Source organism: Mesorhizobium sp. BR115XR7A, from assembly GCF_020165315.1.
Lineage (GTDB): Bacteria > Pseudomonadota > Alphaproteobacteria > Rhizobiales > Rhizobiaceae > Mesorhizobium > Mesorhizobium australicum.
In genome coordinates, this window is record NZ_JAIUHW010000004.1 from 102,306 (window position 1) to 125,089 (window position 22,784).

Below are 22,784 nucleotides of genomic sequence, written 5' to 3' on the forward strand. Positions count from 1 at the left end.
CGTTTCGTCAGCGCATCCTCAAGCCGGATCCCCGGCCCCCTGCCTTGCCAGATAGCGCTGGTCGATATCGGGCAACGGCTCGCCTTGCAGCGTCGCCTCGAAGGCGCGCAGGCGTTTGTGCACCGATTGCAGCTCGACGATGGTCGACCATGAGGTAAGCAGGAACTGCAGCGAACCCGTCACCTTGCCGAACGCGTTCGATATCTGGTTCAGCGCGCCGAACGTTATCTTGTGCGCGACCAGCGACGGACCCAAGATCAGCAGCGAGAAAATGTTGTCGGCCTGCAGGTAGGTGTACCGGACGACGTTGAAATAGATGTAGTGGAAATAGAGCCGGAAATAATTGTGCCGGACATTGGCGAACAGCTCGGCGGTGGTGGCGGGTTGCGCCCTGTCCGCATGATCCTCGCCATAGACCAGCTCCTTGCGGTAAGCGGCTTCGACGCGCTGGTTGCGGAACTGCAGGCCGGGAAGCTTCATGCCGGCAATCATCACCGAGATCGTGCCGAACAGACACCAGGCAAGTGCCGCGACCACCAATGGCTGCGGGATCGCGCCGATGATCGGCAGTTCGCTGATGTGGGCCTGCAACTGGATCATCACCGGCAGGAAGGCGATCAGGGTCATGATCGACTGGACAAAGCTGGAACCGAGATCCTCCATGATCTGCGAGAACCGCATCGTATCTTCCTGGATGCGCTGCGAAGCGCCCTCGATATGGCGCAGCCTGCTCCAGTTCTCGATAAAGTAATTGTTCATGGCTGTGCGCCAGCGGAAGATCCAGTGGCTGACGATAAAGGCGTTGACCACCTGCACGTTCATGCCGACCAGGGCCAGCCACGAGAAGTCGGCCAATCCGGTGTAGAACTCGGCGTTCGTCGACTTTCCGGTCCCCGACATCAGCCCCTGCACATAGTCGAAGAAAGGGCCGTACCAGGCGTTGACGGCGACGCTGACCTGCACGTTGAAATAGATGAAGAACAGGATGACCGCCGTCATCAGGATCGACCAGCGCTGCCATGGATGCGGCGAATACCAACTCCAGAACGCGTAGAAGATGGCCACGCAAAGCGTGAAGTAGATATAAAACCAGAGGAATGGCTTCGATACGAGAATGGCGATGCCGATGATGGGTGGCGCGCCGGGAGCAGCAGGCGGCATGCCGAAAACCGCTCCCAATTGCTCCCCGCCGAAAAACCAGAACAGGATTGCCGCAAGGCTCCAGATGGCGGCCGAAGAGAAGAACAGCTTCGGCTGCGGGAAGAAGGATACGAACACTGTGGCGAATTCCTCGATCGATGCGCAAATCAGCAGGTTTGAGCCGGCATAAGGTCACACATTAGGGGGAAAGAAAATGCCTGCCCGGTGCCGGTGCAGAGCAAGACCACAAATCATGGCGATTTTGGCGCAGCCGACCATGTGATGGCGCCGGAGACGACCAGGACGGCCGCGGCGACGATGGAGGCGAGGAAGAAATCGCCCGATGCCTGCGCCAAAAGTCCGGCCGCGATCGGGCCGACGATCTGGCCAAGACCGAAGGAGGCGGTCATCAGGGCAAAGATGCGCCGGGGCGACGCTGGGGCCTGCTGCCTGGCGGCCTGCAGGCCAAGTGCCGTGATGGCAATGAACGTGCCGCCGAGCAGCACGCCACCAAGCAGCGGCCCCATGCGCCCGCCGGTGGCGACGCTCGCGGTAACGCCGACAACTTCGACGAAGCATCCCAAGGCATAGGCGGCATAAAGCCCGATCTGCGCCGCTATCTTCTGCCACAGCCAGACCGAAGGGAAACCGGCAAGGCCGGCAACCATCCACACCATGGCCTCGAAGACGCGGCTGCCGCCGCCTTGGCGGACGATGGCGACGAGGAAGGTCGCCGTCACCACATAGCCGAAACCGAACAGGCCATAGGCGACGATCACCTTCATCAGCGACCGATCTTTCGGCAGCGCCGGTTCACGGCGGACCTCGCCATTGGTGAGCGGCCCCTGGTTCACCAGCAGCGCCACGGCGACGAAGCCGCAAGCCGAAATCGCCCCCGACCACAGCCAGCCCTGCGCCCAGCCGGCATGTTCGGTGACCAGCACCGCCATCATCGCCGCCGATATCGCTATGCCGAGGCCGACGCCGCCAAAATGCCAGGCCTGCAGATCGCCGCGCCCGGCGGCCGCGATATGGCTGAAAACGATGCTGGCCATGAACACCATGACGAAAGCGCTCGCCAGACCGGCCAGAAAACGAATGGCGACGAAGGCGGCCATGGCGTCGGTCAGCCCCATCGAGGCGGCCAGCACGGCGCTGGCACCGAGGGCGCCCAGCATCAGCAAACGCTCGCGTCCATGTGCCCAGCTGCCCGCCGCCACCAACGCGCCAACGAGATAGCCTAGATAATTCGCCGAGGCGATCCAGCCGGCATTGGCCGGCGACAGATGCAGTTCCTCCATCATGCCGGGCAGGATTGGCGTGTAGACGAAGCGGCCGATGCCCATGGCGACGGCCATGGCGATCATGCCGGCGAAGGCGTAACGCAGCGCTGTCGATTGGGGCGAAGTCATTGCAGTGCACAATAGATGTGCGAGCGGGTGAAACAATCCGCCTCGTGTTGGGCCAGTGCCCTGATCGCGATCGCGCGCTCAGCAGCGATCGCCGAAACCGGCGCTCGGTGAAACGGTCTCATAGGCGGTCCGGCGCGCCGTCAACCGGAACGGCACATCACCGAGTTCGCGCTCCGACATCACATCCAGCGCGGGATGGGCAAGCGGATCGGTCAGCCAGCTCAGCGTATCGAAGTCGCAGCGCGTGTCATCCGGCGAAGTGGCCGCGACCAGGGCCTTCAGCAACATGCTCAGCATTTCGGCTCCATGGGGCCTGTTTCCACCCATAAGGTCTGCCGTTTCAATATGTCTTTCAATTGAGATTTCGGCCGGACCGGTTTAGAAAATCTCAAATGGCCATGCTCAACCGCGTTCATCTCAACGGCCTTCGCGCCGTGGAAACCGTCGCCCGTCTCGGCTCGCTCGCCGCCGCCGCCGGCGAACTCAATGTTTCCGTCAGCGCCGTCAGCCAGCAGATCAGCCGCACCGAAAAACAGCTCGGCCAGGCACTGTTCGAGCGCACGACAAGCGGCCTCGTCCTGACCGAATTCGGCGCCGTCTTCGCGGCCCGCCTTGGCACTGGATTTCGCGAGCTTGCCCAGGCCGTGGCACTGGCCGACGAAGCCAGCCAGTGCACATTGGTCGTTTCGGCGGCACCGGCCTTTGCCTCCAAATGGCTGCTGCCACGGCTGTCGCGGCACTTCGACCGGCATCCCAACGTGCTGCTGCGTATCGATGCTTCAGTGCGGCTGGCCAATCTCGATCACTCGGACGTCGACGTTGCCATCCGGCTTGGCGACGGCAAATGGCCGGGTGGAAAGGCGGAGCTGCTCTTGGCGCAGGAAGTCTTCCCGGTCTGCGCGCCCGGGATTGCCAGAAAACTAACGTCGATCGGCGACCTCGCCCAGACCTGCGCCATCACCGACGAGCGGGCGATGATTAACTGGGAAAGCTGGTTCGCGGCCGCCGGCGTTCAACCCGTTACCTTCCAGAAAGGCGCGAGCTTCACCGACCCGATGCTGTGCCTGGAATCGGCGATCGCCGGCCATGGCGTGATGCTAGGCTGGCAATTGCTGACGGCCGATGCGCTGGCCGACGGGCGCCTGGTGGCGCCGTTCGGAATCCGCGCCCAAGGTCCGGGACTTCATGATCTGGATCAAGGAAGAGATCGCGGCGACGATGGCGCGGTTCGGATCGTCGGTCGCGGAGCCCAGCGGCACGATCGCGGTGGAAAGCACCGCGGCACCGGTCTATGTTCAATCGGACATCCCAAGACGACAGGCAGGATCATGACCACACATTCGCGCGGTGTTTCCGCAACGATCGACCCGGTGAAGCTCGACAGGCTGGCGGAAGTCGCCATCAAGGTGGGGCTGCAATTGCAGCCCGGACAGGACCTGGTGCTGACATCGTCTATCGCGGCCCTGCCGCTGACCAGGCGCATCGTCGAACACGCCTACAAGGCCGGTGCCGGGCTGGTGACGCCGATCTTCAACGATGACGAGATGACGCTGGCGCGCTACCGCTTCGGCGCCGATGCTGGCTTCGACCATGCCGCCGGCTGGCTCTACGAAGGCATGGCGAAGGCCTTCTCCAACAACGCAGCCCGGCTTGCCGTGCGCGGCGAGGATCCGTCGCTCCTGTCGGCGCAGGATCCGGCGAAGGTGGCGCGCGCCAACAAGGCCAATTCGATGGCCTACCAGCCGGCGCTGGAAAAGATCACCGGCTTCGACATCAACTGGAACATCGTCGCCTATCCGGATCTGGCCTGGGCCAGGCAGGTTTTCCCCGGCGATGCCGACGACGTGGCGGTGGCGAAGCTCGCCGACGCCATCTTCGCCGCCTCGCGGGTGGATGTGGAAGACCCGATCGGCAACTGGACGGCGCATAATGCGGCGCTGCGCGGCCGCACCGAATGGCTCAACGGCCATGATTTCCATGCCCTGCATTTCACTGGACCGGGCACCGACCTGACGGTCGGGCTGGCGGATGGCCATGAGTGGATGGGCGGCGCCTCGACCGCCAAGAACGGCATCACCTGCAATCCCAATATCCCGACCGAGGAAGTTTTCACCACCCCGCATGCGCGGCGCGTCGAGGGCCATGTCTCCTCGACCAAGCCGCTGTCCTACCAAGGCACGCTGATCGATGACATCTCGGTGCGCTTCGAGGGCGGCAGGATCGTCGAGGCCAAGGCGTCGAAAGGTGAGGACGTGCTGAAGAAGGTGCTCGACACCGACGAGGGCGCGCGTCGTCTGGGCGAAGTGGCGCTGGTACCGCATTCCTCGCCGATCTCGGCCAGCGGCCTGTTGTTCTTCAACACGCTGTTCGACGAAAACGCGGCCTGCCACATCGCGCTCGGCCAATGCTATTCGAAATGCTTCGTCGACGGCGCCTCGCTCAGCCCTGACGAAATCGCGGCGCGCGGCGGCAACAAGAGCTTCATCCATATCGACTGGATGATCGGGTCGGACAAGATCGACATTGACGGCGTCGCCAAGGATGGCAGCCGCGTGCCGGTGATGCGCAAGGGCGAGTGGGCCTGAGGGTTCGGCGTAGGGAGGTCGAATGGCTTTCGACCTGATGGTCAAGCGGATTTACGAACCGCCCGCTGCCGATGACGGGCAGCGGGTGTTGGTTGATCGCATCTGGCCGCGTGGCGTCAGCAGGGAGCATGCCGCGCTGGCACTGTGGCTGAAGGAGATCGCGCCGAGCGACGAGTTGCGGAAGTGGTTCGGGCACGAGCCGGCACGTTGGGTGGAATTTCGGAAGCGGTACGGGGCTGAGCTCGACGGGAATGGTGAGGCGGTTGCGCAGCTGCGCGGCTTGCTTGGCGAGGGCAAGGTAACGCTGCTCTACGGCGCGCATGATGAGGCGCACAATAATGCGGTGGCGCTGGCGGAGTATTTGAGCGCGGGTTGAGGCGCTCGGACCTTTGCAAGCAGGCGGGACAGCGCCCCCCTCTGTCCTGCCGGACATCTCCCCCACGAGGGTGGAGATCGGACGTCGCGACGCTTCCGCCTACTTCCCCATCGTCTGCTCATAAACCTCCGGCTTGAAGCCAACCACCACCCGATCGCCGACCTCAAGCACCGGCCGCTTGATCATCGTCGGCTTGGCCAGCATCAGCGCTTTCGCCTTCTTCTCGTCGAGGCCTTGCCTGTCCGCCTCCGGCAGTTCGCGAAACGTCGTGCTGCCCTTGTTAAGCAGCTTTTCCCAACCGACCTTGCCGACCCAGCCATTCAGCTTGCCCGCCTCGACCCCTTCGGCCCGATAGTCGTGGAAACGATAGGGAAGATCATGGCTCTCCAGCCAGACGCGTGCTTTCTTGATCGTGTCGCAATTGGTGATGCCGTACATGGTGATCGTCAAAGTGCTCTTCCCTTGGGCTGACGGTCGAATCCGTTTCGCAGCCTAAAACCGCCCTTCCCGCTTGGCCAGCAGCTTGGCCAGCATTGCCAGAAATTTGGCGCTTGCCAACACTAAGGGAATTGCCTAAGTGTTTGGGATCGCTTTTGACGACCCGGGACCGATCGATGACCAGCCTCCAGAGTGCAAATCCAAGCCTCCCGCCGATCGACGGCATTTTTCGCGCGCTTGCCGACCCGACGCGACGGCGCGTGGTCGAGCGGCTGAACAGGAGCCCTGCTTCGGTCAGCGAACTGGCCCAGCCTTTCGATATGGCCCTGCCATCCTTCATCGACCATCTCAAGATTCTCGAAGGCTGCGGGCTGGTTCGTTCGCAAAAGACCGGACGGATCAGGACTTACGAGCTTGCGCCTGAACCGTTGAAGCTCGCCGAAAGCTGGCTGGCCGAACAGCGTGCAGTTTGGGAACGCCGCCTCGACCGGTTCGATGCCTATGTCATGACCCTCAAGGAGCAGGAAAAATGAGTTATTCCTTCGAGCCCGATCCCCGGCTGGACCTGACGCTGGAGCGCGTAATCGATGCGCCGCGCGAATTGCTTTGGCGAGCCTGGACGACACCTGAGCATGTCAGGCAGTGGTTCACGCCGAAGCCATGGCTGATCACCGACTGCGAGATCGACCTCAGGCCGGGCGGCCTGTTTCGGACACGCATGCAGTCGCCCGACGGCAACGAGGTCAGTGACCGCCACTGCTGCTATCTGGAAATCGTGCCCAACGAGCGGCTGGTGTGGACGGATGCGCTGCTGCCCGGCTATCGACCCTCGGGCGAGCCTTTCATCACCGCGGTCATTTCGCTCCATCCGGATGGCCAGGGTACGCGTTATACCGCCACAGCCATTCACCGTGACCAAGCCACCCGCGACAACCATGAAGAGATGGGTTTCTTCGACGGCTGGGGCACGGTGGCCGATCAACTTGCGCGGTATGCGAAGACGATTTGAACGCCCGCAGCGGCCAGAGGATCGCTCTGGCCGCCGTGCTCATTTTTCAGCCTTGCCGCAAAGAGAGCAAAGCTGGGAAGGCCCGATTTCCGGCCTCAGTAGTAAAAGCGCTCTTCGCTGATCTTGCCGTTCTTGACCGTGTACAGGCCAACCTCATCCATAGTGACACGCTCGCCCGTGGCCTTGGGCGTTATGTCAAAGGTGAAGCGCACCGCGAATTGATCGCCGTTGACATAAGGGCCCTCGACCGAGCCGCCATGCACTTCGTGGTTCTCTTGCCACCACTGGCTTTTCTGCCTGAGAGCCTCCTTGCCGTGACTGACGGCCATCGGTCCCTCCATCGCTTCGTAGCTGATGATATCGTCCGCGTTGTATTTTTCGGCAGCACCTTCGTTGTTGCCCTGTTTGAGAAGTTCGGTGAACTCCTTGGCGATTTCCGTGACGGTCATTTTTGTTCCTCCTGTTCAGACGCATTGCAAGTAGGGAACCGCTTGCGGACCTGCCATCGCGGACAGGTCGATAGCTGACATGACCCTGTCAGGATGGGGTGTCGCGCGAACCAGCGCGTCCTTCGTTACATCGCAATCAGCGGCCAACGTTCCAGAAAGTCATATTGCGTCAGCCCGCGCAGGCTGTGCACGAGAATGAACTCCCGCGCCACGAAGCTGATCGGCTCGATCGGCAGTTGTGGGATAAGTTTCTGGTCATAGGCAAGGGTCATATGAGGGACGAACCCGTCTGACGCCTTCAGGCCTTCACGCAGCATTTCGGCGCCGAGATTCCCGCTCAGTTCACAAACCGGTCCGTCATCGGCCACAAGCACGAAGGGATGCTTGGCCGGTCGGCCTCTTGTCGCCGGGCGGCTAGGAAAGCTCCTGGCGTGGCGAAAGGTGATCTCAAAAGCAGGCATCATGACGCGCTGCCCCGATCGGGTGGCCGCAAAGATGATCTTCGACCGCAGCCGCTTGTAGTCCCCGACATGCTGCTGGCTGACATGAAAACGCTCCGGTATCAGCGGTGAGCCGGCTATGCCACATTTGTCGCATAGCCGGCTTTGACAATCAGCAAACCGAAAATAATCCCCTGCCTGCAGAAACACGCCGAAGAAGACACGATCGGGCTTTTTGGGCCGCCTTGGCGGTTCTGGAATTCCGAAATCTAGTTCGCCTTGGTACATTACCTATACGCTCGCCAAGGAACGCCTCCGTTCTGTTCTGGCACCTAGAACAAAACACGAACAATTCTCTGAGTCAAGTTCGAGTAACCGGACCCTAAGCCCGGTGATGTCCTTGACATCCGGACATCGTGGATGACCCAGTCGGCATATTCGCGGCCACCGCTCGACTGCTTGGATGGGATAGACCTTTGAATGGAATCCGGCGAAAGTGCCGCGCCGACCGGGCCAGCATTTTCGATTCAACGAGGAACCCAACTCATGACCAACCCGACACATCTGCCCGCTGAAGGCTTGTTTGTCGGCCGCGCCAGGAGCGGCGATGCCTCGCACCCCCTGGTCGTCACGGTGCGCGACGGCACCGTCTTCGACATCACATCCAGCGCGGCGCCCACCGTGCGTGACGTCTGCGAATTGGCCGACCCGGCCGGCCATGTGCGCTCGGCCACGGGCAAGCCGATCGGTTCACTCGACGATATCGCGTCCAACAGTTTCGAAGCCACGCGCGACCGGGCAAAACCCTTTCTGCTGTCGCCGGTCGACCTGCAGGCGATCAAGGCTTCCGGCGTCACCTTCGTCGTCAGCCTGCTCGAACGGGTGATCGAGGAACAGGCGCGTGGCTCGGCTGATAAGGCCGACGCCATCCGCGCCGACATTGCGGGTCTGATCGGCCATGATCTTTCGAAGCTCAAGCCCGGTTCGCCAGAGGCGATGGAGATCAAGGCCAAGCTGATTTCGCGCGGCGCCTGGTCGCAATATCTGGAAGTGGGCATCGGCCCCGATGCCGAGATCTTCACCAAGTGCCAGCCGATGGCCTCGGTCGGCTTCGGCGCCGATGTCGGCCTGCATCCGGTTTCGACCTGGAACAATCCGGAGCCGGAGATCGCCATGATCGCCGCCTCGAGCGGCAGGATCGTCGGCGCCACCATCGGCAACGACGTCAATCTGCGCGACGTCGAGGGGCGTTCGGCGCTGCTGCTCGGCAAGGCCAAGGACAACAACGCCTCGGCCTCGCTTGGCCCCTTCATCCGGCTGTTCGACGACACGTTCTCCACCGCCGACGTGAAGCAGGCCGTCGTGCGCCTGAAGGTCGAGGGCGAGGACGGGTTTTCGCTGGAGGGGGCAAGCTCGATGGCCGAGATCAGCCGCTCGCCGGAGGAGCTGGTTGCCGCGGCCATGGGCCCGCATCACCAGTATCCGGACGGGCTGGCGCTCTATCTCGGCACCATGTTCGTGCCGTCGAAGGATCGCGGCGAAAAGGGCAAGGGGTTCACGCACAAGGTCGGCGACATCGTCACCATCTCGTCGGAAAAATTCGGCGCGCTGGTCAACCGCGTGCGGCTGTCGCCCGATTGCCCGCACTGGACCTACGGCGCCAGCCATTTGATGCGCGACCTGGCCAAGGCCGGCCTGCTCTAAGCGGCTCTTTGGGGGCTTTCGCCCTCAGAGACCGCCCAGACGTGATCGGGATAGTCCGCCCGGCTGAGCTCTCGGCGACAATCATCCGACTGCCCGGGAAAAATCATCCCGACTGATGCGATCTGATGGGGTCGCTGATGGCGCCGCGTCAGGCGCCAACTACATCTGCAGATGGAGGCTTGCCATTCGTCGAAAAAGGGAATGCTCTTAGGCATCCGAGCGGCGCTGGCAAAAAGACGCAATCCGGCTGAAGCCGGAACAAGGGACGGATCATCTTCAACCGGGAGGAAATCAAATGCTGACGAGACTAAGACTTGTGCTCTACGGCCTGCTGATCGCGCTGACGGTCATTCCGGCAGCCGCGCAGGCCAAGACGTTCTACTGGATTTCACATGGCGGGCCGGCCGACCCGGTCTGGACCTACTTCCTCGCCGGCGCCAAGCAATGGGCCAAGGACACCGGCAACACCGTCAACACGTCGTTCCACAATGGCGACGTCGCCTCGCAGCAGGAGGCGGTCCGTGCCGCCCTCTCGGCCAAGGCCGACGGCATCGTCACCACCAGCCCCGATCCGGGCAGCCTGGTCGAGATCGTCAAGGAAGCGCGCGCGGCCAACGTCCCGATCATCAACTTCAACACGCCCGATCCCAAGGCCAATTTCAACGCCTATGTCGGCGGTGACAACGTCACTTTCGGCAAGCACTGGGCGCAGTATCTGGTCGACAAGGGCCTGGTGAAGAAGGGCGACTTCGTCTGGATGCCGGTCGAGATCCCCGGCGCCACCTACGGCGTGCAGGAAGAAGAAGGCATCAAGAGCGTCTTCGGCCCGCTCGGCATCACCTATGAAGTGACCGAAGCGACGCTCGACCAGGCCGAGGTGATCAACCGCATGGTCGACTACCTCACCGCCCACAAGGGCAAGGTCAACGCCATCATCGGCCTGGGCGACCTCGTAACCGGTTCGATCAAGCGCGTGTTCGACCAGGTCGGCGTCAAGCCGGGCGAAATCCCGGTGGTCGGCTGGGGCAACTCGCTCGACACCACCCAGGAAGTGCTGAACGGCTATGTCAATGCCGGCCAGTGGCAGGATCCGCAGGCGACCAGCTATGTGGCGCTGTCGCTCGCCAACATGGCGGCCAGCGGCATTCCTCCGGGCTTCAACGTCATCACCGGCGCGCTCTATGAGAAGGACACCGCGGCGGTCTACGACAAGATCCTGTCCGGCAAATAATCCGCGATCCCCTGGCGCCGCGCGTTTTCGCACGGCGCCAGATATCTTCCTGCGCCGTGGCATGCCACCCGATGCGGTGGAGCTCGCGGCCCGTCCCAACCATGTCGCGGGTTCCCAGTGGAAAATCATTCGCTCATCCAACGCCTGATCGCGCGGCCGGAATTCGGACCTTTCATTCTGCTCATCGTGGAGATCGCCGTTTTCTGGGGTTTCAACCACGACTTCCTGTCGCCGCAGAACATCTCCAACACGCTGGCCTTCACGGTCGAGCTCGGCCTGATCGCGCTGGCGATGACGCTGTTGATGACTTCGGGCGAATTCGACCTCTCCGTCGGGTCCCTGTTCGGCTTCTCGCCCGTGCTGATGTGGACGCTGTTCAATGCCGGCGTCACCTCGCTGGAAATGGGCTTCCTTGTCGCGCTGGTGGTTGCCGCCTTGATCGGCCTGGTCAATGGCTGGTTCGTCACGCAGCTCAAGATCCCGTCCTTCCTGGTGACGCTCGGCATGCTGCTGGTGGTGCGCGGCAGCGCGCTTTTCATCACCGACGGGTTTCCGCAGCGCACCTGGAGTGCCGAGGGCAGCTGGCTGGCGGAGGCTCTGGTCGGCGACTTCTTCATCGGGCCGTTCCGCATCTACATGTCGCTGTTCTGGTTCATCGCCGCGGCGATCGCGCTCGGCTTTGTCCTGACGCAAAGCCGGACAGGCAACTGGATCCAGGCGGCGGGCGGCAATCCCAACGCGGCGCGTGCCCGCGGCGTCAATGTCAATCGCGTCAAGGTCGGCCTGTTCGTCCTGTCGTCGGTCATGGCCTCGCTTGCCGGCGTCATCTCCTCGCTGCGCACATCCGCCGCCAACCCCAACAGCGGCACCGGCTACGAGCTCGAGGTGATCGCCATGGTGGTGATCGGCGGCACCGCACTCACCGGCGGGCGCGGCACCATCATCGGCACCGTGCTCGGCATCCTGATCCTGCGCGTGATGCGCAACGGCATCGTGCTGATCGGCGTGCCCGGCCTTGCCTACAACATCTTCATCGGCGCGATCATCCTTGGCATGATGGCGCTGCATTCATGGCTGGAACGCCGGCACCAGGCGGGGACTTGAACCATGGCCGAGCCATTGATCCGCATGCACAACATCCGCAAGTCCTATGGCCGCGTGCAGGCGCTGGTGGACGCCAATTTCCATGTCAACGAGCGTGAGATCGTCGGCCTTCTGGGCGACAATGGCGCCGGCAAATCGACGCTGATCAAGGTTCTCTCCGGCGCGGTGCCGCTGACCAGCGGCGATATTTTCATCCGCGGCAAGAAGGTCACCTTGCGCGATACCAGCGACGCCATCGCCCACGGCATCGAGACTATCTACCAGGACTCCGCCCTGGTCACGCAATTGTCGATCGCGCGCAACCTGTTCCTGGGTCGAGAACCGATCAAGCCGCCGCGCTTCCTCAACCGCATGGACCAGGACGCCATGAACACGGTCGCCCGCGATCTGCTCAAACAGGTCGGCATCTCCAAGAACATCCCGCCGACGACGCCGATCGGCTCGCTCTCCGGCGGCGAGCGCCAGGCGGTCGCGATCGCGCGCGCCATGCATTTCGACAGCGACCTGATCATCCTCGACGAGCCGACCAACAACCTCGGCGTGGCCGAGACCCAAGGCGTGCTCAGCTTCGTGCGCAACGCCCGCGATTCCGGCCACTCCTGCATCTTCATCGCGCACAACATCCACCATGTCTTCCAGGTGGTCGACCGCATCGTCGTCATGCGCAGGGGCAAGGTGGTCGCCGACGACATCGATCCGAAGACGACAACCGTGACGGAAGTCGAGCGCATCATCACCGGCATGTCGGACAAGGACATCCGCGACGCTCTCGCCGACGGCAAGCCGGCGCACTGAGGACGTACGGAGCGACGTGTAGGATTGCGGCATGAAGGCTACCGTCTCCGACATCGCCAGGAACTGCGGGCTGTCGACCGCGACGGTCGACAGGGTGCTCAACAACCGGCCCGGAGCGAGTGCCGCCAACCGGCAACGCGTCATGGAGGCCGCCAAGCAGCTCGGCTATCTGCCGGTCGCCGACCAGGTGACGCTTCCCTCGAGGCCCGCAAACCTGGAATTCTTCCTGCCGATCGGCTCGAACGACTTCATGCACGACCTGGCAAAGCACATCGAGGACTACGCCTCGCGCCTGCCGCTGGTGGCGTCCTGCCGGATTCACAATCTCGCCGGTATCTCGCCCAATGCCTTGCAGACCGCGGTCGAAAAGCTGTCGCTGCGCGCCAACGGCGTCGGTGTCATCGCGGTCGATCATCCCAGGACGCGCAATATCCTGCGCGACATGGTCGAGGCCGGTATCCGGCTGGTGACGCTGGTGTCCGATATTCCGGCCGCTCCCCGCTCGGCCTATGTCGGCATCGACAACCGCGTGGCGGGGCGGACGGCGGCACTTTTGATGGGACGCTTCCTCGGTGGCCGCGAGGGGCAGCTGGCGATGGTCGTCGGCTCGCGTTCCTACCGCGGCCATGAAGAGCGCGAGATGGGCTTCCGCTCCGTGCTTGGCGAGGAGTTTCCCAACCTCACCGTCAGCAGCGCCGTCGAGATCAATGACGAGCCCGATGCCAGCTATGCCGCAACCATGAAAGCGTTGCGCAACGAGCCGGAACTGCTCGGTATCTATTGCGTCGGCGCCGGGCGCTCCGGCATTGCCAAGGCGATCCGGGAAACCAGGCCCAACCGCAAGCCGGTCTTCATCTGCCACGATCTGACAAGGGAGACACGCGGCTACCTCGTCGACGACCTCGCCGACGTCGTCATCGACCAGAACGCCAGGCTGATCGCGGAGCAGTCGGTGATCCAACTGCTCGGCTCGATCGCATCATCGGCGCCCTATCTCACCCGCAAATTCATCGAGCCGCGACTGATCTTCCGGGAAAACGTGCCCGTGCAGTGAGATCCCGCATCTCCTGGGGAACATGACCGCCCCGGCAAATCTGCACAGCAGCTATGCACAATTCATTGTTGCCGAATCATTGGGCAACTCGTAGGTTCTGGTTGTCGGCCATCTACTCCTCCCAGATGCGATGCCGACGCTGAATGGGGTGCACCTCCTCCCGCGCCACATTCGAAATCGAGCCCGCTGCCACCTCCTCCCGGCAGCGGGCTTTTTTCGTTCAGTCAACGGGAAATAGCGTGCTGCCTATAGGGCAGCAGACATCATTTCGGTCACGCGACCGCAAAATCACCAGCAGCCACGGCAATACTTAACCGGCGGCAGTGCCCCGGAAGGAAACGATCAGTCCTTCAGCCATCCGCACGAACTGCGTGCTCGGGCCCTCGGCACCGACGGTCTGCACGCTGACCCGCGCACCTTCAAACAGCAGCGACAGCGTATCGGCGAGAAGCTCGGCCTGGCCGATGCCGGCATCCCGGCAGAGTCCGACCAGGCGTTCGCGCTGGGCTTCCTTGAGTTCCTTGATGACGCGCCTTGCCGGATGATCGGGTTCGGTCAGCTCGGCGGCGGCGTTGGCCATGTCGCAGCCACGGCCGTCGGTGTTGAGCATGGCGGCGGCCTTGCGAACCCAGGCATGAAGTTGAGCGAGCTTGTCACCCGGATGCTCGGCCTCGAACGTTTCCCACATCGCGCCAGCTTTCAGCGCGTTGGCGCGCAGGCATTCGACGATCAGTTCGTCCTTGGATTCGAAGTGACGATAGAGCGTCATCTTGTTCGTGCCGGCAGCCTCGGTGATGGCGTCGACGCCGACGCCCTTGATGCCGTGCTTGTGGAACATGTCACGCGCCGTCTCCAGAATCCGATCCCGGGGACGAGAGCGCTCCACGACGCCGTCTGTCATCATGATCTCCTTTCGTTTCCAAAAAACTCTCGGCCACCTCTTGACTAGGGTGTTACCGGTCTGTAACTTCCAGAATGTTACTTACTGGTAACACCTATATCGTCCGTCGTCAATAACAAGGTCGTGAACTGGTCCTACCAGATCGAGATGGACGAAAAGATTGCCAATCATGCGGCCTCGGCCGGTGAAGAGATGAAAAACGGTTCGTGAGCACGGGCTGCGAATCGACAGACAAGGAGCCGGCCAATGCCACAGCGCCGCGATCTTACCATAGATGAGGCCGTCCGGGATCCGATGATCCGGCTGGTCATGAAGGCAGACGGGGTCGACCCCCGCGCGTTCGAGAACATGTTGCGCTCGCTTGCCGATGGGCAGCGTCGCGAGGTGCCGTTGCTGCGTTCACGGGAAGGGTCCCGGGACGGGCGCGGGCAGTTGTCCAGGGTGGCCAGCGCCTTCGGGCGGGCAAGAGCGGCCGGAGAGGCGTGCGTGTCGTGGTAAACTTCTTCATCCATCGTCCGATCTTCGCCTCGGCGATCGCCATCATCATGGTCCTCGCCGGCACGATTTGTTATTTCCTGCTGCCCGTCTCGCAGTTTCCGGACATCACACCGCCGCAAGTCGTCGTCAGCGCCCACTATCCGGGCGCCAGCGCGCAAGTGGTGGCAGACACGGTGACGACGCCGCTGGAGCAGCAGATCAACGGCGTGCAAGGCATGACCTACATGTCCTCGACGAGCTCCAATGACGGCTCGTCGACCATCACCATCACCTTCGATGTCGGTTATTCCCTGAGCACGGCCGCCGTCGACGTCCAGAACCGCGTCTCGCAGGCCGCCTCGTCGCTGCCGGCGATCGTCAACCAGGGCGGCGTGACGATCAAGAAGCAGAACCCGAACTTCGTGCTCATCGTCAACCTGACCTCGCCCGACCATTCGGTCGATCCGGTGGCGCTCTCCAACCTTGCCTATCTGCAGGTGGTGGATCCGCTGAAGCGGCTGCCTGGTGTCGGCGACGTGCAGATTTTCGGCGAACGGCGTTATTCGATGCGCGTCTGGCTCGATCCGGACAAGCTCGCCAATCTCGGCATCACCGCGGTCGATGTGCAAAATGCCATCGCCGAACAGAACGTCCAGGTGGCGGCCGGCAAGATCGGCCAGTCGCCGGCGCCCGCCGGCACCGCCTTCGAGATGCAGGTCAACGCCGTCGGCCGGTTGAGCGACCCGAAGGAATTCGGCGACATCGTCGTGCGTGCCAACACCGACACCGGCTCGCTGGTGCGGCTGCGCGACGTCGCCCGTATCGAGCTTGGCGCCCTGCAATATTCGTCCTCGGCCTTTTTCGGCAAGGACCCGACCGTGGTGCTCGCCGTCTATCAGATGCCCGGCTCCAACGCGCTCGATCTGCAGCAGCGCGTCAAGGACAAGATGCAGGAACTGTCGGCCCGTTTTCCCAAGGGCGTCGACTATGCGATGCACTACGATACGACGCGCTTCGTCTCGGCCTCGATGCATGACGTGCTGATCACGCTTGGCGAAGCCCTGGTGCTCGTCGTCGCCGTGGTCTTCATCTTCCTGCAGAGCTGGCGCACGACCATCATTCCGACCATCGCCATTCCGGTGTCGCTGGTGGCGACGCTCGTCATCATGGAGATGATGGGTTTTTCGCTCAACATGCTCTCGCTGCTCGGCATGGTGCTGGCGATCGGCCTTGTCGTCGACGATGCCATCGTCGTGGTCGAGAATGTCGAACGACAGCTCGAGGCCGGACTGAAACCGCTGGCGGCGACAAAGGCCGCCATGGCCGAGGTCACCGGCCCGATCATTGCGACCACCGCCGTGCTGATGGCGGTGTTCGTGCCGGTTGCCTTCATTCCCGGTGTCTCCGGCAAGCTCTACAACCAGTTCGCGCTGACGGTGGCGATCTCCGTCGGCATCTCCGCCTTCAACTCGCTGACGCTCAGCCCGGCGCTCAGTGCAGCCTTCCTGCGCCATCGAGGCGAGACGCAATTCTTCCTGTTCCGCTGGTTCAACACGGGCTTCGACAGGCTGTCGCATGCCTATGCCCATGGCGTGCGCATCCTTATCCGGCTGCGCTGGATCATGCTTGGCCTGTTCGCCGCCGGCCTGGTCGCCACCTACTTCGTCTGGCAAAAGCTGCCCTCGACCTTCCTTCCGGTCGAGGACCAGGGCTATTTCTTCGTCGTCATCCAGCTGCCCGACGGCGCTTCGCTGGAGCGTACCGATGCGGTGGCCCAGAAGGCGCGCGACATCCTGCAGGCGACGCCAGGCGTCGACATCGTCGGCTCGATCAGCGGCCTGAACTTCCTCACCAGCGCGGCGCAGTCGAACTCGGCGGTCGAGTTCGCCATCCTCAAGCCGTGGGAGGAGCGTGGCCCCGACCAGAGCGCCTCGAAGCTCGTCGGCGACGTGCGTGGCAAGCTGATGCAGATTCCGGAGGCTTTTGCGCTCTCCTTCGATCCACCCTCCATCCCCGGCATCGGCACCACGGGCGGCTTCGAATTCGTCGTCGAGGACCTCACTGGCCGCGGCAGCACGGCCCTCAACGACGCCACGCAAGCGGTGATCGCCGAGGCCCGCAAGCAGCCTGAAATCAATCCGCAGCAGCTGTTTTCGCCGTTCTCGACCTCGACGCCGCAGTTCAACTACGATCTCGACCGCGCCAAGGCGAAGCTGCTCGGCCTCAACCTGCCCGACGTCTTCAACACGCTGCAGATCTATCTCGGCTCGCTCTACGTGAACGACTTCAACCTGTTTGGCCGCACCTTCCGGGTGACCATCCAGGCCGACAAGGATTCACGTGCCGGTGCAGCCGACATTTCACGGCTCTATGTGCGCAATGCCTCCGGCGGCATGGTGCCGCTCAGCACGTTGGGGAAACTGGTGCCGTTCGTCGGCCCGGAAACCGTGCCGCACTACAACAACAACGCCTCGGCCACCATCAATGGCGGCGCCGCTCCCGGTTATTCGTCGGGCCAGGCGGTCGCCGCCATGGAACGGGCAGCGGCGACCGCGCTGCCCAGGGATTTCGGTTTCGAATGGACCGGCATCACTTTCCAGGAGCTCAAGGCGGGGTCGATCGCGTCGGTGGTCTTTGCCCTCGCCATCGTCTTCGTCTTCCTGATCCTGGCGGCGCAGTACGAGAGCTGGGCGATGCCCTTCATGGTGCTGCTGGCCGTGCCGCTCGCACTGTTCGGCGCGTTCGCCGCACTTTGGGTGCGCGGCATGCAGATCGACGTCTATTCGCAGATCGGCTTCGTCATGCTGATCGGCCTGGCGGCCAAGAACGCGATCCTGATCGTCGAGTTCGCAAGACGGCGGCGCGAGGAAGGCCTCAGCATCGTCGAGGCATCAATGGAGGCCGCCCGGCTGAGACTGCGGCCGATCCTGATGACCGCGTTTGCCTTCATCCTCGGCGTGGTGCCGCTGATGATCGCCACCGGTGCGGGTGCCGCCAGCCGCCAGTCCATCGGCACCACCGTGTTCGGCGGCATGGTCGCCGCGACCATCCTGTCGCTGGTGTTCGTGCCGGTCTTCTACGCGGTCATCGAACAGCTGCGCGAACGGCGCGGCGGCGACGAGCCCGCTTCTCAACACACTGAACCAACGGCCAAACCCGCCTTTCCTCCCCTGGCGGAAGCGGCCGAATAAGATTGGAGAATCATCATGCGTAAATGGAAAATCGCGTTGGGAACGGCTGTCGCGCTGGGTGCGATCTCGGTGGCCAGTGTCCACCTGCTGGACATGGGCAATCTCAGCCTGAATGCCGGCACGGCCGGGGCCGCGCCGGCTCCAGCAGCGTTCGTCATGCCGGTGCCGGTGGCGAACGTGGTCAAGAAGACGATCCCGATCTATCTCGACTATGCCGCGCGGACCGAGCCGATCCGCAGCATCACGCTGCAGGCACGCGTCCCCGGCTATTTGCAGGAACAGACGGCGCAAGACGGCGCCGACGTGCGGCAAGGCGACCTGCTCTACAGGATCTCGCCCGATGACTTCCAGGCCTCGCTCGACCAGGCGAAGGCACAGGTTCAGCGCGACACGGCGACCCTCGATTATGCACGTTCCAATCTCGGCCGCGGTACCGAACTCGCCAAGAGCGGCTACCTGGACAAGGACAGCTTCGACCAGCGCACCAGCACCTTGCGCGAGGCGCAGGCGTCGCTGGCGCTGAACCAGGCGGCTGTGCGCACGGCCGAGCTCAATTTGAGCTACGCTGAAATCCACGCGCCGTTCGCTGGACGTCTGGGCCGCAACCAGGCTTCCGTGGGAACGCTGGTCAGCGTTGCCGGCACCGTGCTCAACACCCTGGTGCAGCTCGACCCAATCTACGTCACCTTCAATCCGAGCGAGACGGATCTGGCGCAGATCGAGGAAGCGCGTGCCGCCGGCCCGATCGAGGTCGAGGTCCTGCTTCCCGGTGAGACCGAGGCCCACCAGAAGGGCGAGCTCACCTTTGTCGACAACACGATCGATCACTCGACCGGCACGATCACCGCACGCGCCACAATCGGCAACGCCAAGTTCACGCTCTTGCCTGGCCAGTATGTTCGCGTGCGGCTGCACGTCAAACAACAGCCCGATGCGCTGATGGTGCCGCAGGTCGCACTGGGATCGAGCCAACTCGGCAAGTATCTCTATGTCGTCGGCAGGGGCAATACGGTCGACCAGCGGCTGGTTTCGCTGGGGCCGACCAGCGGCGACATGGTCGCCATCCTCAGCGGCGTCGCTGAAGGCGACCAGGTGATCACAGGCAATCTGCAGAAGATCGGCCCCGGAATGCCGATTTCGCCCCTGCCACAGAAACCGGCTACCTGACTCCCCGCAGGCCCGGTTTCCGCGCGGCGCCCCCGACCTTTTCTCAGGTCGCGGGCGCCGTTTTCACGAGCAGACCCACCAGGGCGGCCATAGAAAAATTCGATCACCGGCTCTTGTTAGATTGTCGACAATCTGATTGTCTGTGCTTCTGTTTTCGCGGGAGTGGGCCGGATGGTAAAGACGGAATTCAGTCCGATTGCCGACACGACACGCCGTGCCGAAATCGTGGCATTGCTCAGACGCGCGATCCTGACTGGTCAGCTCGAGCCAGGCCAGAAGCTCAACGAACTCAGGATTTCCGAACAGATGCGGGTCAGCCGCGCGCCGTTGCGCGAAGCGATGCGCGAGCTGGTGCAGGAAGGCATACTGACCAGCATTCCCTATGCAGGCACCTTCGTCATCAATGTCACCGCCAAGGACATCGACGACGTCTATTCGCTCAACAAGGTGCTCGACGAATTCGCCATCGAGCGGACGTGGGAACTGCGAGACCAGCGCTTTTTCGATGAGCTCGAGCGGCGCCACGAGGCGGTGAAGCAGGCGACGCGCGACCGCGACACCACAAGGCAGATCGAGACCGCGCTGCAACTGCATGGCCTGATCCATGAATGGGCCGACAATTCCGTGCTCTTGGAAACCTGGCAAAGGCTGACCAGCCGTTTGCAGATGTACTTCGCCCTGCACCAGCAGGCGCGCAAGGAAGCCGTGCCCGCCGAAGACGTTCATGAAACCTATGTGGCGCTGCTCAAGGGCGACGACATGCGTGCCGCCCAGCGCCACGCACGCGAGCATATCGACCACGATTTCGAAGAGCTTCTTGCCTACGCGCGCGACCTCGAAAAGCGTTCGTCGAAAGGCGCCTGACCCTCCCCCATCGCGGATAATGGATACCCCACGTGCAAATCGAAACCATCAAAGCCTATCACGTCGTGCAGCCTTTCGTAGACGGCCCCTATCGCATGTCCAAGGGGCGTGTGGCCGACTGCTTCGACGCTGTGATCGTCGCCATCAGCTCGGACAGCGGCTTGACCGGCTGGGGCGAGATGGCGCCGCTCGGCAATTTCTACTCGCCCGCCTTCCCGGCCGGCACCCGCGCCGGCGTCCCGGAAATCGCGCCGCATCTCATTGGCCACGATCCACGTGGGCTGGCGAGCATCGGCCGGCTGATGGACACGGTGTTCAAGGGCCATCCCTACATCAAATCGGCGCTCGACATGGCCTGCTGGGATCTCGCGGCGCGTGCCGCCGGCGTGCCGCTGGTGACGCTGCTCGGCGGCAGGGAAAGCGACACGGCCGAACTCTACAAGGTCGTCACCCATGGCACGGTCGATCAAATGGCCGCACTTGCCAAGCGCATCGTCGAGGACGGTTTCCGCCGGCTCCAGGTCAAGGTCGGCGGCAATGTCCATGACGACGTCGAGCGCGTCACGGCGGTCGCCGCCTCGGTGCCGAAAGGCACTGTCATTTTCTGCGACGCCAATGCCGGGTGGACACCATACCAGGCGCGGCAGTTCACTGACGCGACGCGGGCGATCGACTATACGTTCGAGCAGCCCTGCACGACGATCGACGAAAACATGTCGGTGCGCCGCATGCTCGACAAGCCGATGGTGCTCGACGAATCCGTCACCTCGCTGGAGGCGATGCTGGAAATCCGTCGCCTCGGCGCGGCGGACGGGCTGACACTGAAGATCTCGCGGCTCGGCGGCGTCACCAAGACCCGGCTGATCCGTGACGTCGCCGTCGATCTCGGCTTCATGATCACGGTCGAGGATACCGGCGGCGCCGAGATCGACACATCCGCCATGGCGCATCTGTCACTGTCGACGCCGGAGGAGCGTCGGCTGCATGCGATCGCCTTCCATGAATGGGTGACGGTGCGCACCGCGTCGAACGCGCCGCCGGTCACCGGCAGCCGCATGGGTATTCCCGCCGGCCCAGGCCTTGGCATCGACGTCGTTCCAGACCTGCTCGGCAAGCCCTTCTTCGAAGTTGGACGCTGAGATGAAGATCCGCGGCATCAAGGCCACGCCGATCAATCTTCGCCTCGAAGCGCCTTATGCCTGGGTGTTCGGCGAACTCGACGGTTTTTCGCCTGTTATCGTCGAAGTCGAGACCGAGGACGGCCTTGTCGGGCTGGGCGAAGCGCCTACGCCGGCAGCGGCCGCCATCATCAATGATGTTCTTGCCCAGCGGCTGGTCGGCCGCGACGCCTTCGACATTGCCGCCGCCGAACATGTCTGCCTGCCGTTCTGGACCGGCGTGCAGTCGATCAACGACCGCACCCGCATCATGGCCTTCGGCGCCATCGAGATGGCGCTTTGGGACCTGCGCGGCAAAGCCTGGAACCAGCCGCTCTATCAGTTGCTCGGCGGGGCCGTGCGCAAGGACATCCCGTTCACCGACTACTTCTCGCTGCGCGGCGATGGGGATGGTGTCAAGGGCGAGACGACGCCGGAAGAAGTCGCCGACTATTGCGTGGAACTGCACGAGACACACGGCACGACCTTCTTCGAAGGTAAGTTCTCGACCGACGACCCAAGGATCTCGCTGAGAATGGTCGAGCTGATCCGCGAAAAACTCGGCGACGATGCGATGATCCGCATCGATTCCAACCAGGCCTATTCGCTCAGCACGGCGCGGCGGCTGGTGCGGCCGCTGGAAGAGCTCGGCGTGCGCAACTGGGAGGATCCGGTGGCGACATCAGAGGAGATGCGCGAACTGCGCCGCCATTGCTCGATCCCGTTCTCGACCCACAATATCGACATCGCGCGCGCCATGGACCTCAAGGTGCCGGATGCATTCGTCGGCAACCCGACCGCGCATGGCGGCATCGGCCGGATGCTGCGCTTTGTCGGCGCCTGCGAGCACGCGGGCATCGATTTCTGGTGCTACAGCGGCGACAGCGGCATCGGCAGCGCGGCCTACCTGCATCTGTGCGCGGCACTCGGCTGGATCCGGGAGCCGAACCAGTCGCTGTTTCGTATGCAACCTATGGACATCACCGAGGAGGGGCCGTTTTGCCCCAGGAACAATACGGTGCGTGTCCCGGAAGGTCCCGGTCTTGGTGTCACCTTGTCGCGGGAAAATCTCACGGCGTGCCATCGCGACTTTGCCGAGAACGGCCCTTGCAACAAATATCACGACCCGGCCAAGCCCGGGACATATCGCCGTTTGCCGCTGAACTAGGAGAACGACACGGGAAAGGAGACGTATTTCAAGAACAAGAGTCCGCCGCCGCGATCGATGGCGACGGCAGGAACGGACGGGTGGAAGCATTGCTCAAGAAAATCTGACCCCCGCGCCGCAAG

Annotated in this window: 22 protein-coding genes and 1 pseudogene; 16 read left to right on the forward strand and 7 right to left on the reverse strand. The window is 63.0% G+C overall.

The window, feature by feature from the left end:
* Nucleotides 1-18: 18 nt before the first annotated feature.
* The 3 genes from sbmA to LB557_RS10020 all read right to left on the reverse strand — a co-directional run bounded on the left by sbmA (nt 19) and on the right by LB557_RS10020 (nt 2,849).
* A complete protein-coding gene (sbmA, locus tag LB557_RS10010) occupies nt 19-1,278 on the reverse strand; it encodes a peptide antibiotic transporter SbmA (protein WP_015318863.1) in 1,260 nt (419 codons plus the stop codon).
* A 113-nt stretch (nt 1,279-1,391) separates the two neighbouring features.
* The gene (locus LB557_RS10015; protein ID WP_224642976.1) at nt 1,392-2,552 is read right to left on the reverse strand and encodes a YbfB/YjiJ family MFS transporter; all 1,161 of its coding nucleotides are present in this window, start codon (nt 2,550-2,552) and stop codon (nt 1,392-1,394) included.
* Nucleotides 2,553-2,630: 78 nt separating this feature from the next.
* A complete protein-coding gene (locus LB557_RS10020) occupies nt 2,631-2,849 on the reverse strand; it encodes a hypothetical protein (RefSeq protein WP_140715070.1) in 219 nt (72 codons plus the stop codon).
* A 101-nt stretch (nt 2,850-2,950) separates the two neighbouring features.
* Here LB557_RS10020 and LB557_RS10025 point away from each other — a divergent pair.
* The 3 genes and pseudogenes from LB557_RS10025 to LB557_RS10035 all read left to right on the forward strand — a co-directional run.
* Nucleotides 2,951-3,649 (forward strand): annotated as a pseudogene (locus LB557_RS10025) (LysR family transcriptional regulator); the annotation flags it as partial.
* A 231-nt stretch (nt 3,650-3,880) separates the two neighbouring features.
* A complete protein-coding gene (locus tag LB557_RS10030; protein WP_224642993.1) occupies nt 3,881-5,137 on the forward strand; it encodes an aminopeptidase in 1,257 nt (418 codons plus the stop codon).
* Between the two features lie 22 nt (nt 5,138-5,159).
* Nucleotides 5,160-5,513, forward strand: coding sequence for a DUF488 domain-containing protein (locus tag LB557_RS10035; RefSeq protein WP_224642977.1), 354 nt, complete (start codon nt 5,160-5,162; stop codon nt 5,511-5,513).
* Nucleotides 5,514-5,612: 99 nt separating this feature from the next.
* On the opposite strand, the gene LB557_RS10040 is transcribed toward LB557_RS10035, so the two are convergent.
* Entirely contained in the window at nt 5,613-5,963 is a 351-nt protein-coding gene (locus LB557_RS10040) for an ArsC family reductase (RefSeq protein ID WP_224642978.1), read from the reverse strand.
* 164 nt (nt 5,964-6,127) lie between these two features.
* Here LB557_RS10040 and LB557_RS10045 point away from each other — a divergent pair, with 164 nt between their 5' ends.
* Both LB557_RS10045 and LB557_RS10050 read left to right on the forward strand, forming a co-directional pair.
* A complete protein-coding gene (locus tag LB557_RS10045) occupies nt 6,128-6,484 on the forward strand; it encodes an ArsR/SmtB family transcription factor (protein WP_224642979.1) in 357 nt (118 codons plus the stop codon).
* On the forward strand, nt 6,481-6,960 hold the full coding sequence (locus LB557_RS10050) for an SRPBCC family protein (protein ID WP_224642980.1): 480 nt from the start codon (nt 6,481-6,483) through the stop codon (nt 6,958-6,960). The genes LB557_RS10045 and LB557_RS10050 overlap by 4 nt, the downstream gene beginning before the upstream one ends.
* 95 nt (nt 6,961-7,055) lie before the next feature.
* Here LB557_RS10050 and LB557_RS10055 read toward each other — a convergent pair whose 3' ends face one another.
* Together LB557_RS10055 and LB557_RS10060 are read right to left on the reverse strand one after the other, a co-directional pair.
* Entirely contained in the window at nt 7,056-7,409 is a 354-nt protein-coding gene (locus LB557_RS10055) for a nuclear transport factor 2 family protein (RefSeq protein ID WP_224642981.1), read from the reverse strand.
* A 125-nt stretch (nt 7,410-7,534) separates the two neighbouring features.
* Complete coding sequence (locus LB557_RS10060; RefSeq protein ID WP_224642982.1) at nt 7,535-8,137, reverse strand: 2'-5' RNA ligase family protein; 603 nt, start codon at nt 8,135-8,137, stop codon at nt 7,535-7,537.
* A gap of 258 nt (nt 8,138-8,395) precedes the next feature.
* Here LB557_RS10060 and LB557_RS10065 point away from each other — a divergent pair, with 258 nt between their 5' ends.
* The 5 genes from LB557_RS10065 (at nt 8,396) to LB557_RS10085 (ending at nt 13,737) form a co-directional block, all read left to right on the forward strand.
* Entirely contained in the window at nt 8,396-9,553 is a 1,158-nt protein-coding gene (locus LB557_RS10065; protein ID WP_224642983.1) for a fumarylacetoacetate hydrolase family protein, read from the forward strand.
* 295 nt (nt 9,554-9,848) lie between these two features.
* Nucleotides 9,849-10,784: a substrate-binding domain-containing protein gene (locus LB557_RS10070; protein WP_015318875.1), complete on the forward strand. Its 936-nt coding sequence runs from the start codon at nt 9,849-9,851 to the stop codon at nt 10,782-10,784.
* 117 nt (nt 10,785-10,901) lie between these two features.
* A complete protein-coding gene (locus tag LB557_RS10075; RefSeq protein ID WP_140661452.1) occupies nt 10,902-11,888 on the forward strand; it encodes an ABC transporter permease in 987 nt (328 codons plus the stop codon).
* Between the two features lie 3 nt (nt 11,889-11,891).
* Nucleotides 11,892-12,683: an ATP-binding cassette domain-containing protein gene (locus LB557_RS10080; protein ID WP_015318877.1), complete on the forward strand. Its 792-nt coding sequence runs from the start codon at nt 11,892-11,894 to the stop codon at nt 12,681-12,683.
* Between the two features lie 31 nt (nt 12,684-12,714).
* Nucleotides 12,715-13,737 carry a LacI family DNA-binding transcriptional regulator gene (locus LB557_RS10085; RefSeq protein WP_015318878.1) on the forward strand — a complete coding sequence of 341 codons (1,023 nt, stop codon included), beginning with the start codon at nt 12,715-12,717 and terminating at the stop codon, nt 13,735-13,737.
* Nucleotides 13,738-14,047: 310 nt separating this feature from the next.
* Here the strand turns inward: LB557_RS10085 and LB557_RS10090 are convergent, their stop codons facing one another.
* A complete protein-coding gene (locus LB557_RS10090) occupies nt 14,048-14,638 on the reverse strand; it encodes a TetR/AcrR family transcriptional regulator (protein WP_015318879.1) in 591 nt (196 codons plus the stop codon).
* Between the two features lie 246 nt (nt 14,639-14,884).
* Between LB557_RS10090 and LB557_RS10095 the strand changes: the two genes are divergently transcribed.
* From LB557_RS10095 to LB557_RS10120, 6 genes are all read left to right on the forward strand, one after another.
* Nucleotides 14,885-15,136: a hypothetical protein gene (locus tag LB557_RS10095; RefSeq protein ID WP_015318880.1), complete on the forward strand. Its 252-nt coding sequence runs from the start codon at nt 14,885-14,887 to the stop codon at nt 15,134-15,136.
* Nucleotides 15,130-18,306, forward strand: coding sequence for an efflux RND transporter permease subunit (locus tag LB557_RS10100; RefSeq protein WP_140617599.1), 3,177 nt, complete (start codon nt 15,130-15,132; stop codon nt 18,304-18,306). The genes LB557_RS10095 and LB557_RS10100 overlap by 7 nt, the downstream gene beginning before the upstream one ends.
* Before the next feature lie 15 nt (nt 18,307-18,321).
* Nucleotides 18,322-19,473, forward strand: coding sequence for an efflux RND transporter periplasmic adaptor subunit (locus tag LB557_RS10105; RefSeq protein WP_224642985.1), 1,152 nt, complete (start codon nt 18,322-18,324; stop codon nt 19,471-19,473).
* Nucleotides 19,474-19,644: 171 nt separating this feature from the next.
* Nucleotides 19,645-20,337: a GntR family transcriptional regulator gene (locus LB557_RS10110; protein ID WP_140661455.1), complete on the forward strand. Its 693-nt coding sequence runs from the start codon at nt 19,645-19,647 to the stop codon at nt 20,335-20,337.
* A gap of 32 nt (nt 20,338-20,369) precedes the next feature.
* Nucleotides 20,370-21,476 carry a mandelate racemase/muconate lactonizing enzyme family protein gene (locus LB557_RS10115; RefSeq protein ID WP_224642986.1) on the forward strand — a complete coding sequence of 369 codons (1,107 nt, stop codon included), beginning with the start codon at nt 20,370-20,372 and terminating at the stop codon, nt 21,474-21,476.
* 1 nt (nt 21,477) lies between these two features.
* Nucleotides 21,478-22,662: a mandelate racemase/muconate lactonizing enzyme family protein gene (locus LB557_RS10120; protein WP_224642987.1), complete on the forward strand. Its 1,185-nt coding sequence runs from the start codon at nt 21,478-21,480 to the stop codon at nt 22,660-22,662.
* Nucleotides 22,663-22,784: the final 122 nt, after the last annotated feature.

Excerpts from the sequence above, each read along its gene's own strand:
- LB557_RS10045 (WP_224642979.1), top strand. The coding sequence starts at position 6,128 with ATGACCAGCCTCCAGAGTGCAAATCCAAGCCTCCCGCCGATCGACGGC.
- LB557_RS10055 (WP_224642981.1), bottom strand. The coding sequence starts at position 7,409 with ATGACCGTCACGGAAATCGCCAAGGAGTTCACCGAACTTCTCAAACAG.
- LB557_RS10050 (WP_224642980.1), top strand. The coding sequence starts at position 6,481 with ATGAGTTATTCCTTCGAGCCCGATCCCCGGCTGGACCTGACGCTGGAG.
- LB557_RS10090 (WP_015318879.1), bottom strand. The coding sequence starts at position 14,638 with ATGACAGACGGCGTCGTGGAGCGCTCTCGTCCCCGGGATCGGATTCTG.
- LB557_RS10110 (WP_140661455.1), top strand. The coding sequence starts at position 19,645 with ATGGTAAAGACGGAATTCAGTCCGATTGCCGACACGACACGCCGTGCC.
- LB557_RS10035 (WP_224642977.1), top strand. The coding sequence starts at position 5,160 with ATGGCTTTCGACCTGATGGTCAAGCGGATTTACGAACCGCCCGCTGCC.
- LB557_RS10015 (WP_224642976.1), bottom strand. The coding sequence starts at position 2,552 with ATGACTTCGCCCCAATCGACAGCGCTGCGTTACGCCTTCGCCGGCATG.
- LB557_RS10095 (WP_015318880.1), top strand. The coding sequence starts at position 14,885 with ATGCCACAGCGCCGCGATCTTACCATAGATGAGGCCGTCCGGGATCCG.
- LB557_RS10065 (WP_224642983.1), top strand. The coding sequence starts at position 8,396 with ATGACCAACCCGACACATCTGCCCGCTGAAGGCTTGTTTGTCGGCCGC.
- LB557_RS10060 (WP_224642982.1), bottom strand. The coding sequence starts at position 8,137 with ATGTACCAAGGCGAACTAGATTTCGGAATTCCAGAACCGCCAAGGCGG.
- LB557_RS10120 (WP_224642987.1), top strand. The coding sequence starts at position 21,478 with ATGAAGATCCGCGGCATCAAGGCCACGCCGATCAATCTTCGCCTCGAA.
- LB557_RS10030 (WP_224642993.1), top strand. The coding sequence starts at position 3,881 with ATGACCACACATTCGCGCGGTGTTTCCGCAACGATCGACCCGGTGAAG.
- LB557_RS10020 (WP_140715070.1), bottom strand. The coding sequence starts at position 2,849 with ATGCTGAGCATGTTGCTGAAGGCCCTGGTCGCGGCCACTTCGCCGGAT.
- LB557_RS10070 (WP_015318875.1), top strand. The coding sequence starts at position 9,849 with ATGCTGACGAGACTAAGACTTGTGCTCTACGGCCTGCTGATCGCGCTG.
- LB557_RS10105 (WP_224642985.1), top strand. The coding sequence starts at position 18,322 with ATGCGTAAATGGAAAATCGCGTTGGGAACGGCTGTCGCGCTGGGTGCG.
- LB557_RS10080 (WP_015318877.1), top strand. The coding sequence starts at position 11,892 with ATGGCCGAGCCATTGATCCGCATGCACAACATCCGCAAGTCCTATGGC.
- LB557_RS10085 (WP_015318878.1), top strand. The coding sequence starts at position 12,715 with ATGAAGGCTACCGTCTCCGACATCGCCAGGAACTGCGGGCTGTCGACC.